The 11,978-nt window shown below is 53.9% G+C and carries 9 protein-coding genes; all 9 read right to left on the reverse strand.

Annotated features, from left to right (window positions below; translation table 11 throughout):
• Positions 1-86: 86 nt before the first annotated feature.
• Positions 87-1,196, reverse strand: a complete 1,110-nt coding sequence (locus tag EVJ21_RS13185) for a CamS family sex pheromone protein (RefSeq protein ID WP_236636594.1) — start codon at positions 1,194-1,196, stop codon at positions 87-89.
• A 205-nt stretch (positions 1,197-1,401) separates the two neighbouring features.
• Entirely contained in the window at positions 1,402-2,832 is a 1,431-nt protein-coding gene (locus tag EVJ21_RS13190; protein ID WP_131490679.1) for an LPXTG cell wall anchor domain-containing protein, read from the reverse strand.
• Between the two features lie 255 nt (positions 2,833-3,087).
• Entirely contained in the window at positions 3,088-5,082 is a 1,995-nt protein-coding gene (ligA, locus tag EVJ21_RS13195; RefSeq protein WP_131465778.1) for an NAD-dependent DNA ligase LigA, read from the reverse strand.
• A gap of 9 nt (positions 5,083-5,091) precedes the next feature.
• On the reverse strand, positions 5,092-7,308 hold the full coding sequence (gene pcrA / locus EVJ21_RS13200; protein ID WP_070328812.1) for a DNA helicase PcrA: 2,217 nt from the start codon (positions 7,306-7,308) through the stop codon (positions 5,092-5,094).
• Positions 7,309-7,348: 40 nt separating this feature from the next.
• Positions 7,349-8,029 (reverse strand): heptaprenylglyceryl phosphate synthase, encoded by a 681-nt coding sequence (gene pcrB, locus EVJ21_RS13205; RefSeq protein ID WP_131490666.1) that lies wholly within the window; start codon positions 8,027-8,029, stop codon positions 7,349-7,351.
• A 91-nt stretch (positions 8,030-8,120) separates the two neighbouring features.
• Complete coding sequence (locus EVJ21_RS13210) at positions 8,121-8,354, reverse strand: hypothetical protein (protein WP_016509263.1); 234 nt, start codon at positions 8,352-8,354, stop codon at positions 8,121-8,123.
• 12 nt (positions 8,355-8,366) lie between these two features.
• A complete protein-coding gene (locus EVJ21_RS13215; RefSeq protein WP_083274110.1) occupies positions 8,367-9,749 on the reverse strand; it encodes a TrkH family potassium uptake protein in 1,383 nt (460 codons plus the stop codon).
• Between the two features lie 35 nt (positions 9,750-9,784).
• Entirely contained in the window at positions 9,785-10,090 is a 306-nt protein-coding gene (locus EVJ21_RS13220) for a YerC/YecD family TrpR-related protein (protein ID WP_016509246.1), read from the reverse strand.
• Positions 10,091-10,157: 67 nt separating this feature from the next.
• Positions 10,158-11,900, reverse strand: a complete 1,743-nt coding sequence (locus tag EVJ21_RS13225) for an adenine deaminase C-terminal domain-containing protein (RefSeq protein ID WP_131490667.1) — start codon at positions 11,898-11,900, stop codon at positions 10,158-10,160.
• Between the last annotated feature and the right edge of the window lie 78 nt (positions 11,901-11,978).

Here is an 11,978-nt window from a genome sequence, read left to right on the forward strand (position 1 = left end):
TTGGTCAAAGAAGGTCAAAGATTTTCCTCGTTACAATACATACGAAAAAAAGAGGCGCTTCGTTTCATTACGAAGCACCTCTTCTGTTAAAAGTAAACTTTCGGTGTATCCATGCCTTCTTCGAACACGATTGTCACTTCTTGTGTGCCACCGAGTGAGGTGACATTGATACGGACCGGGACGTTCCGATTGTATTCCCAACGGTTCTCAAGCAAACCGACGACGTGTTGCGTGAAACCGACGAGTTCGGCCCGGCTGTAGAATTGAATCGGGATGTCGATCTCGATGCGTGACAAGTCACCGTTCTGATAGAATCCTTTACCGATCATGCCGCTGAAGTCAGGGAAGACATCAGCGATTCGGTCGCTAAACAACGTGAACTTCTGTGCGTCATCACGCACTTCGGTCGTCGCCGTATTCGATGGGAAGTAGTAGTACTTCTCGTCGATTGCTTTCCAATCAGACGCGGCTACTTCCGCACCTTCCCCGACGAACGCTGACTTGACATAATTGCCAGGTGTCGGTGACCCTTGCGCCGACTTCATGTATAGGGCAACGTTAATGTCAAGACCCTTAAAGTCTTCACGCTTCCGCAGTTGTGCGACGAGTTCATTTGCCATCCGTTCCCCTTCTGCGATGACTTTTTTCGCATCTAACTTTTCCGTATAGGTCGGACCGAAGTTCGGGGCCTGGAAGACGTACTCACGGTTCAAAATGAGGGCGAATGAGACGCCATCGAGTTGATATCCGCTATCCGTCTTTGTCATATAGTTTTGTTCGATGAGCGACGCCAAATAGAGCGGCGACTTCTTGTTTTCTTCAACGAACTTGTCCTCTGCCACTTCTGCCGTCCCGTTCGCATAGGCCGGGTTGAGCGGTGTCAGGCCTTCAGACGTTTTATCTTTTCGTCCGAGCAGACGAGAGACGTCTTCAGCCGTCAATAATTGCCCTTCTTGATAAACGTATTGTTCAGGCGCGAACGCGCCGGTCGAATGGCGCATGAGACCAAGCTCGACTTCTTCTAGTTCGAGCGATGAGCTGACTTGGCGTTGGGCGAGCCCGCGCGCTGCTGCCGGCTTGAACGGAATCACCATCTGGTAATACGAGTCACGCGCTTCAATCGCTTGTGTGACACCTTCTGACGTCGTCTCGTTCCCGGTCGGCGTCACTTCTTCTTCCCCCATCGGAATTTTCATTGAACACCCACCGAGAAATACCGTCGCGGCGAGGGCGGGGATTATTATTTGTTTCCATTTCATCTATGTCCAAACTCCTTTGACGAATCAATTCGTTATACACTTCGTCCATTATAACAAAATCGTCTGTTGAAAAAAGTGTCGAAGCGGAATCAGTCGAGAATCACAAAAATACGTCCCTCGACTTTCATCGAAGGACGTATGATCAAGTTTTTGAAGACGGCCGGCGCCGGTGTGTGAAGAACAATAGGCCGAGTACGATCAAGACGAGGCCAATCACAGTAGCCCACGTCTCGGTCGTGCCGGTCATTGGCAATGTGCCTTGCTCAGGTGACACGGGCGTGGTCGGTTCTGGTACGTATGCTTCCTCATCTTCCCGTTCCGGAATCGCTTGTTTGACGTGGACTGTCGTTTCCGCCGACCGAGAGACGCGAGCTGCCTCGTTGACTTCAAACGTGAACGTGACCCGGTTCGTCAAAATCCCCCCGGCTCGAACATCGTATGACGGCAGCAACACTTTTTCTAGTTCGAGCACGACTTCCTCGCCCGGAATCAATCCGTTCTCGACTTCAGCGAGCGCTCGCATCCCGTCGCGGAGCACCTCTGTCGTCTCGCGTTGTTCTTTCGCCGTCAAAGCGCCGCTCGTCCACTCTTCCACCACGTCGACGAAGTAAAGGGTGACGTTCGACGTATTCGTGAGCGTGTACGTATAGAGGATCGTCTCGCCCGGATGAACCGTTTGCGGGTTCGCGACTTTCGTGACCGTGAAATCGATCCGGTTGAGCAAAACGATTTGCTGACTTTCGGCGTTAACGACACGACCCGATTCATCAGTCGCAGCGACACGGAAGATGTTCCCAACTTCCGGATGCATCACTTGGTCGTAGTCGCTCGGCACATCGAGAATTACAGTCGTTTCGACGCGTTCGCCGGAAGCGAGACCATCGTCACCGATGAGCGCCGTCAACTTGCTGCGTACTTCCTCGTTGAAAGCAGTGACGGCATCGTCTTGAATCCCACCGCTGAAAAACTCGTCTTCAATCGACGTGATCGTCAACGTCGCATCGCCCGTGTTCTCGATGACGAACGTATAAGGGATGCTCCCTCCGACGACGGCTTGGTCGATGTTCGCCTCTTTGCCGACTTCAAGTCCGATTGCGACCGCTGGTTCGACCGTCGTCGCCGCGACTTCTTCGATCATCGGTGCTTCGGTTGCCGGTTCTGCCACTTCGCTCACTGGTTCACTGCTCTCGTCGGTGACACCAGATTCTGTCACCTCGAGCGCTGGCTCTTCAATCGGTAGCTCAGCTGTAATCGATGCTGGCGTAAACGAGTACGGCACGCCTTCCTCGTTATATAACGTGACTTGATCAATCAAGGACGTCTCGACTGCTTGAACGTCCACGATAAAACGCCAGACGTCCGCGGTCTCGCGAACCCCATAATACGTAATATCGGCATAGACAAGACTAGCTTCGTCTAGTGTCGCTTGCTCTTCAGCGGTGAGATCGACTTGGACGTACAGCGTGCTCGTTTCCGTCGTGTCGCTTGCATAAAGAACGTTTGGTGCCCACATGCCGATGAGTAAAACGAATAACGTGATGAATGCCGTGAACCGTTTGGTGGCGCTACGCATGGTGGTCCCCTCCTCTAAGATGTATGTCCATCAGTGACAAAATGTCCCGACGACAGCGCTCTGGCACGGAGGGGAGATAGAGGGTGAGTGTGCACGAGTCGTGGTGTCAAGAGTACCTCGGTTGCAGAAAAATTTTACAATTTTGTTGTTACTATTCATTACCCGTCCACCACTTTAGTGAATCCGTCCATATACTGAGATTTTTATAAATCAAGTCAATGAAAAAAGACCCTCGCTTCTTTGAGGGTCTTCCGTTCAGACGTGTTCCGCTAAAAAGGCGAGCAGTTTCGATTCATCCCATACTTCGACACCGAGCGCTTCGGCTTTCGACAGTTTTGAACCTGCCTTCTCGCCAGCGACGAGGAGATCGGTGTTCTTACTGACACTTCCGGTCACGCTCGCGCCGAGGAGTTCTAATCGTTTTCCCGCCTCACCGCGTGTCATCTCATACAACTTCCCGGTCAAGACGACCGTCTTACCAGCGAGCGGGGCGTCGGCGGCGACGGACCGCTTCACTCCTTTGAACGTCAAGTTGACACCGGCCGTATCGAGTTCACGGACGAGTTCACGCGCCTCAGGCTTCTCGAAGTAAAGAACGATCGATTCCGCCATCTTCGTCCCGATCCCGTCAATCTCGATCAAAGCTTCAACCGAGGCGTCCATAATCGCGTCCATCGTCTCGAACCGCTCTGCGATGAGTGAGGCCGCTTTCTGACCGACGAGACGAATCCCGAGGGCGAACAACACCCGTTCAAGCGAATTCTGTTTCGATTGTTCGATTGCGGCAAGCAAGTTCGTCACTGACGTCTCACCCATCCGTTCTAAATCAAGGAGTGCTTCTCGCTCGAGGACGTACAAGTCGGCGACGTTATGGACGAGGCCGGCCTCATGAAGCTGGGTGATGACTTTTTCACCGAGACCGTCGATATTCATCGCTGGTCGTGACACGAAATGAATCAGCCCTTCGAGCAGTTGGGCCGGACATTCCGGGTTGACGCAGCGATGATCCGCCTCACCGTCTAAGCGGACGAGTTCGGACTCACAAGCCGGGCACCGGGTCGGGAAAACGATTTCTGCCTCGTTCCCGGTCCGTTCGCTGACGAGCGCGGACACGACGGCCGGAATGACGTCCCCGGCCTTTTTAATGACGACTCGGTCGTTGATCCGAAGGTCTTTCTCTTTGATGAAGTCTTCGTTATGGAGTGTCGCGTACGTCACGGTCGATCCCGCGACCGCGACCGGCGCGAACCGGGCCCGCGGCGTCACTTTCCCCGTCCGTCCGACACTGAAATCGACGTCTTCGATCGTCGTGACGACTTCTTCGGCCGGGAATTTATAGGCGACGGCCCAGCGCGGGCTCTTGGCCGTAAAACCGAGCTGTTCTTGTTCTTCGTAAGCCGCGACTTTGATGACGATCCCGTCAATTTCATACGGAAGTTCTGAACGTTTCGTCACGTACATCTCGATATAGTCCCACAGCTCGTCCGCTGTCCGACATGTCGTATATTCCCCGCTCACGGCGATCCCGAGACGCTTCAAGTATTCGAGCGACTCATCATGTGACGCGACGAGCTCATCGTTTGAGACGAGCCCATACGCGAAGAAGGCGAGATTTCGTGACGACGCGATCTTCGAATCGAGCTGACGCAACGACCCCGCGGCCGCATTACGCGGATTGGCGAACAACGGCTCCCCAAGGCGTTCCCGCTCGTCGTTCAAGTGTTCGAACGAACGTTTCGGCATATACGCCTCGCCGCGCACTTCGAACGTCACATCCTCATTCAGACGGAGCGGGATCGTGCGAATCGTCTTCAAGTTTTGCGTGATGTCTTCGCCTGTCGTCCCGTCTCCACGCGTCGCCCCGCGCTTGAGGCGACCGTCTTCGTATTTGAGCGAGACGGCAAGACCGTCGAACTTCAGCTCGGCGACGAACAACGGGGCATAGCCAAGATCTTTTTCAATCCGCTCGACCCACTCGATCAAATCGTCTTTCGAGAACACGTTGCCGAGCGAGAGCATCGGGGTATCGTGCGTCACTTTCACGAACGCATCGAGCGGGGCGCCGCCGACGCGTTGCGTCGGCGAATCCGGGCTCCTAAGCTCCGGATAGTCCGTCTCGATTTGAATCAACTCGTTCATGAGCCGGTCGTACTCGGCGTCCGGGACGCTCGGCCGGTCAAGCACATAATATTCATAGCCGTATTGGTTCAACTTTTGTCGTAACGTTTCGACGTGTTCTGTCATCTCCATACGATCACCTCACGCTTTTTCGATCGGGGCAAATTTGGCGAGCAGGCGTTTAATCCCGACTTGCGGGAAGGCGATATCAAGTTCGAGCTGATCGCCCTCGCCGCGTGTCTGAACGACCGTCCCTTGTCCCCATTTTTTATGATTCGCTTTATCCCCGACTTGCCAGCTCATCGACTCGGCACCTGACGATTGGGCGACTTTTGGCTTCGGTTTCGAACTGAACCCGTTGACTGGCAACTTCCCAGGTGATTCGACCGGATTCCACGGCATCGCTTTCTTCGCTTTGCCGGAACGTTCGAGCAGCGTTTCCGGCAACTCGTGCAAGAAACGGGATTCCGGATTGTTTTGGAACCGTCCGTACAACATGCGCGACTGGGCCCGTGTCAAATACAGGCGCTTCTCGGCACGGGTGATGCCGACGTAGGCGAGACGGCGTTCTTCTTCCATCTCTTCCGGGTCGTTCAACGAACGGCTGTGCGGGAACAACCCTTCTTCCATCCCGATCAAGAAGACGACCGGGAACTCGAGCCCTTTCGCCGAGTGAAGTGTCATGAGCGTCACTTGATGCAACTCATCGACCTCTTCAAGCGAGTCAAGGTCTGAGACGAGCGTCAAATCGGTCAAGAAGGCGACGAGCGTCTGCTCTTCGCTCTCCTTCTCAAAGTTTTGAGCGACCGAGAGAAATTCTTGTAAGTTCTCGAGGCGGCTCTCGGCTTCGAGCGTCTTCTCGATTTTAAGCATCTCTTCATAGCCTGACTTCTTCAGCACTTCTTCAATCAGTTCAGAGATCGACAAATAGTCTGCCATTTGCCGAAGGTCGATCATGAGCTGGCGGAACTCGGTCAGCTTCGTCGCCGCTCGCGGCGCGATGCCCGACAGTTCGATGTCGCGAATCGCTTCCATGAGCGAGACGCCTTGCATACCGGCGAAGTCGCCGAGCTTATCGACCGTCGCCGCGCCGATGCCGCGTTTCGGTTCGTTGACGACGCGGACGAACGAGAGGTCCTCGTCCGGATTGGCGATCAAGCGCAAGTACGACAGGATGTCTTTAATTTCTTTACGCTCATAGAACTTCGTGCCGCCGACCATCTTGTATGGGATGTTCGACTTGAGCAACGTTTCCTCGAGACCACGCGACTGGGCGTTCGTCCGATATAAGACGGCCATCTGGCCGTATTCGATGCCTTCTTGGCGCAGTTCTTTCATCTCGTTGATGATAAAGAACGCTTCGTCCCGGTCGTCCGAGGCGACGTGGATGAGCAGTTTCTCTCCCTCGTCGTTATCGGTCCATAAGTTTTTGTCTTTACGGGTCGAGTTGTTTTTAATGACCCCGTTCGCCGCTTCTAGAATCCGTTTCGTCGACCGATAGTTCTGTTCGAGCAAGATGACGTGCGCGCTCGGATAATCTTTCTCGAACGTCAAAATGTTGGCGATGTCGGCCCCGCGCCAGCGATAGATCGACTGGTCCGAGTCACCGACGACACATAGGTTCTCGTGAGCGGCCGCGAGCATCTTGACGAGCGTATACTGGGCCCGGTTCGTATCTTGATACTCATCGACGTGGATGTATTGGAACTTCTTCTGATAGAACGCGAGCACGTCCGGGGCTTCTTCGAATAACTGGATCGCTTTCATGATGAGGTCATCGAAGTCGAGGACGTTGTTGTGTTTCAGCTTCTTCTCATACGCCGTGTAGACGTCCGAGATGACTTTTTCGTACGGATTGTTGCCGACGAGTCCGGCCGCGTCTTTCGCTGTGCGCAGTTCATTTTTATGGTTCGAGATCATCCCGAGTAACGTCCGGGGCTCGTACTTCTTCGGATCGAGGTTCAACTCTTTGAGCACTTGCTTGATCGCCGTGAGCTGATCGGACGAATCCAAAATCGAGAAGTTACGGTCGTAACGAATCCGATCGATGTCGCGGCGCAAGATGCGCACACACATCGAGTGGAACGTCGAAATCCAAATGTCGTCCGCCACGCCGCCGACGAGACGGGCAATCCGGTCTTTCATCTCACGGGCTGCTTTGTTCGTGAACGTGATCGCGAGAATATTCCATGGCGCGATCTGTTTCGACGCCATCAAATAGGCGACGCGATGCGTCAACACACGTGTCTTACCTGATCCGGCACCAGCCATGATCAAGAGCGGACCGTCTGTATATTTGACCGCTTCTGCTTGTGGCGGGTTCATGCCTTTGACTAATTCTTCGCTTAAGTTATACATAGGGGGTATCCTTCCTTATTTCCAAACATTTGTTCTTATTTTAACGGACTACTTGCACAGTCGCAAGCGCCCCTTCGAGATTGTCGTAAATGATGTTGCCGACGACGATCGTGTCGGCGTATTCGGCCATCATCCGGGCCGTGTCGCTCCCGTCGATGCCGCCCCCATAAAACACGTGGGCATCGGGTAAAGCCAGCTTCACTTCTTTGACGACGTCAGGTGAACCGAGCGTGCCGCTATATTCGAGATAAAGCGACGGGAGACGGAACAGATGATGACCTGTTTCCGCGTAGGCGACGACTTCTTCAAGCGTCAACGTTGCTCTCGCCCCGGTCACAGCGGCCACTTTCGCCTCCGGATTCAAGACGATATACCCTTGCCCGGTCACGTTGTTTGAGTCAAACAGATGGCCGTACCGTTCGAAAGCCCGCATTTGATGACCGACGACCCAATCGACGGTGCCGGCGTTCAACACCGTCGGGATAAAGTAATGATCGAATCCACGGATGGCGTGTTCAGGATGACTCATCTCGAGCGCGACCGGAATCCCGCAACCTTGCAGCCGTGCGTAAAGGGCGAACGTGTTCTCCGCATCGACCCCGTCCGTACCACCGATGAGAAACGCGTCCGTACCTGAACGGAGGAGCGCGGCAAGTGCCGATTCATCGAGCTGTTTGTTCGGGTCCAGTTTAAACACATGGCGCCACGTCTGAAAATCCATCCATCTTCCCTCCATTCGATACCTTCTCTAGTGTAGCGATTTTTAGGACAGGTTGCATCTGTTGGACAAAAAAAAGACTTGCCGAAGCAAGTCATGTACGTGCGGTCCGGCTACGCTCGCGCTCCGTCAACCATTTGGCGACGAGGAGCGCGAACAAACCATAGACCGGGACGAACCAGAGCGGGTTGGCCAAGAAAAAGCCAAGCACGGGGATATCGAGTAGCGGTGAATCCGGCGAACAAAGCGCCGTCCCGTTCACAACGGCGATAAACGGCAACACCGGAACAGCGAACACGTAACCGAAATTGATCCAAAATGCCTTCATGTCACAATCTCCTTAACCTAAGATAATCGATTCTTTCGGATAGTTGTACATTCGCTTCGGCTGTCTCCGTTGCAAGAGCAAGATGAAGGCGATGACACCGATCCGACCGATGAACATGAGAATGGTGAGCACCCATTTGCCGACATTGCTAAACTCCGACGAGAGCCCAACCGAGAGCCCGGTCGTCCCGAACGCCGAACACGCCTCAAACAAAATGCGCGTAAGCGATGCGTCCTCAAAGAACGTGAGAATCAACACCCCGGTCAGTAATACAGCAAGCGATACCGTGATGATCACGAACGCTTTCCAAATATCTTCGAGCACGATCTCACGTCCGAACACCTTGATCGATGAGTCCCCGCGAATGAACGCGATGACTCCGAGCACGGCGACGGCGAACGTCGTCGTCCGAATCCCCCCGCCGACAGAAGACGGCGAGGCCCCGATGAACATCAAGATGGATAAGAGCAGCATACTGCCTTCGGAGAACAAGTTGACGTCAACCGTCGACAGCCCTCCGTTTCGCGTCGTCACGGACTGGAACAACGAATCGGAAAGCGCGAGCCAAAGCGGTAAATCTTTGAACGCGTTATTGTATTCGAACAAGAACAGACCGACCGTACCTACGGCGATCAAACTGAAGAACGTTGATACCGTCAACTTTGTGAACAAAGAAAAACGACGCGGGAAGTTCTCACTCTTGCGACTGATCCGGTTCGTCAAGTACGTCCGGATCTCGACGAGCACTGGGAAGCCGATCGCGCCGCCGGTCATGAGCACGATTTGCGTGAAGATGACGAACGGGTCTTCACGGAACGGTGCGAGCGAGCTGCCGGTAATATCGAACCCGGCGTTCGTCGTCGCACTGATCGAACCGAATAAGCCTTGCAGGAACGCCTCTCCGGCCGTGTCAAAGTAGTTTAAGTAATGGACCCCGAGCAGGATCGCCCCTACCGCTTCGATCGCGATAACGGTAATGACGATTTCCGCGATGTATTTGACGATGCCAGACATCGACGTCTGGTTCTGGTCGCGCAAAATCAACTGGCGCTCGCGGAATCCGATTCGTTTCCCGAGCAAGATCCACATGATGACGTGGAGACTGATCAAACCGACCCCACTCACTTGAACGATGAATAAAATGATGAACAGTCCGAACGTCGAGAACGTATCGGTCACGACGATCGGGGTGAGTCCGGTGACACTGACGCAACTGACCGCGAAGAAGACGAGATCGGTGAACGTGATGGTGACACCAGGTTGTCTTGCGATCGGCAGAGCCAACAAAACCACGGAAAGGACGACCGCCGCGCTATAAATTAAAACGAGCGTCTGGACTGGCGTCAATTTCCGGAAAAATAGCTGTAAATTTCGCTTCATGAACTTATCTTGCATCTCGCCCCTCCTCTCCATCAAAAACAAGATGACTCTTACGAGTCACCTTCTGATTGTTGTAGACGTTCAAGGGCAAGATCATAGCCACCTGACCCATAATTCAAGCAACGCTTGACGCGGGAAATCGTGGCCGTCGAAGCACCTGTCGCTTCTTCAATTTTATGATACGTGCTGCCTTCACGAATTTGGCGTGCCACTTCTAACCGTTGGGACAACGCCTGCACTTCGTTCACGGTCGCTAAATCTTCGAATAGTTGATAACAGTCTTCGAGTGTGTCGAGCTTCAAAATCGCTTCAAAAAGCTGATCGAGCTCTCGTCCTCGTAATTTATCGAGTTGCATCCGCAAGCATCCTCTCTCATCGTACTTCTTTATCATTCTAAAGCACGACCGGCTCGGACTCAACTGTTCATCGTAAAATTGCCGGAAATAGTATTTGTTTTTTCATAACTTCGTATATACCGAGCGGTGTCGCCCGGACGTAAGGCAAGTGGGTCGACGCCAGGAACAGCAACGTATAGACCGGGTCCTCGAAGTGATAGCCGCGGGCAATCAGCTCGGCACGCAACCGTTGTTCTTGGACAATCAATTGTTCGAGCGGCTCTGTCGAAGTCATCCCGCAAAGCGGTAACGGGATCTCCGCGATGATTTCCCCTCTGTCGACGAGGACGATTCCGCCGCCGAGCTCTCTCATCCGTTCGAACGCCATCAACATGTCTTGTTTACACTTCCCGAGGATCAAGTAGTCGCCGCTGATCGAATACGAGCTGACAAGACCGCCGAAATCGTTGGCGAACCCTTTCAGCACCGTATTGAGCCGCCATTTTCCTTCTTTATCTAACAGCATCAAGAACGATTCGTCGCAGTCGCGCGGCAGTTCGTCTTGACCGGTGTCGTGTGTGATTTTAAACAGCTTCATGATGACCGAGTTGACCATATCGAGACCGACCGGCATGCTGAACGATAAATCGTTTGGCGTCAAGTCGATCGTGACGTCGGTCGCCGGCATGAGCGCGAGCGCCGCCTCGATGAGTTCGTTCGGGAAGAACGAGGCCCCGTCCCGGTAGATCCATTGGCCTTTAGCGATGACGGCCGACGGACGCGGCTCATCGATCGCATCGAGGATGTTCAGGTGGGCGATCCGTCCCGGCGCAATCGAGCCGAGGACGTGATCGAGTCCGAAATGCCGCGCCACGTTGAGCGACACGATCCGATACGCCTCGATGGCAGGCAGACCCGCCTCGATCATAATCTTCACGAGCGCGTCCTGAAGGCCGTCTTGATAAAACCCAGGGGTCGAACCGTCCGTCGTCACCATCAAGTGGTCGTACGCTTCGAGACCTGCGCCCAATAACCCGCGAATCATGCCCGGCAAATCGGGACGGATCGACGAATGACGGAGCGTCGTCGTATAACCATGTTCGAGTCGGCATAACGCCTCGTTCGCCGTCATCGCCTCATGGTCGCTGTGAACACCCATCAACGCCATCTTCGTCAACGTCTTCGCGGACGCGCCTGGGAAATGTCCTTCGACCGGGAGACCGCACGTCTCCGCGTCGAGCATCCATTGGAGCATCTCATCGTCACCTTTTAACGTACGCGGCCAAGCCGTCAATTCTCCGGCCATGACGACGTCAGGATGATTGAACCACGCGTGGACGCGCTCCGAGTCGACGAGGACGCTGTCGCGGTCGAGCTCGGTTTGCGTGTCGAGCCGAGCCCACCAATACGTGCTCGTCGGGAGCTGTTGAATCGCCTCGAGTTGCGCAAACGCTTGCTCCTTGTCTTGTAAAAAAAGAAGCATGTTATCGTTCACGAGCGTCGTCGTACCCCGCTCGCCTGCATACTTCGACAGCGTCGCCGGATTATAAAGTTGGAACGGATGCGCGTGCGGCTCGATGTAACCTGGTACGATATATTTCCCGGTCATGTCGACCGTCTCGACGGCCGAATCCGGCACGTCTGGTCCGACGTAAACGATGCGGTCGTTTTCAATCCATATGTTGGCCTGTTTCCACTGTTTCACGTACACGTTTAAGTATGTGGCGTTTGTCAATACGAGCGAAGGTGGTCGCAATTGATCCACGACTTCAAGTTGTGAGCGAATCATCGCTTTTGACCACGGTGCCCGCGCCGATCGTTTTAAAGGCATCGAACCCAGTCCTCCCTTAATCGCTTCAATAGTATCAAAAAATAATATTGTAAGCGTTTTCTTTCATTTGTTTCAAGT

Origin of the sequence: Exiguobacterium sp. SH0S2 (assembly GCF_004337185.1) — a bacterium.
GTDB lineage: Bacteria > Bacillota > Bacilli > Exiguobacteriales > Exiguobacteriaceae > Exiguobacterium > Exiguobacterium aurantiacum_A.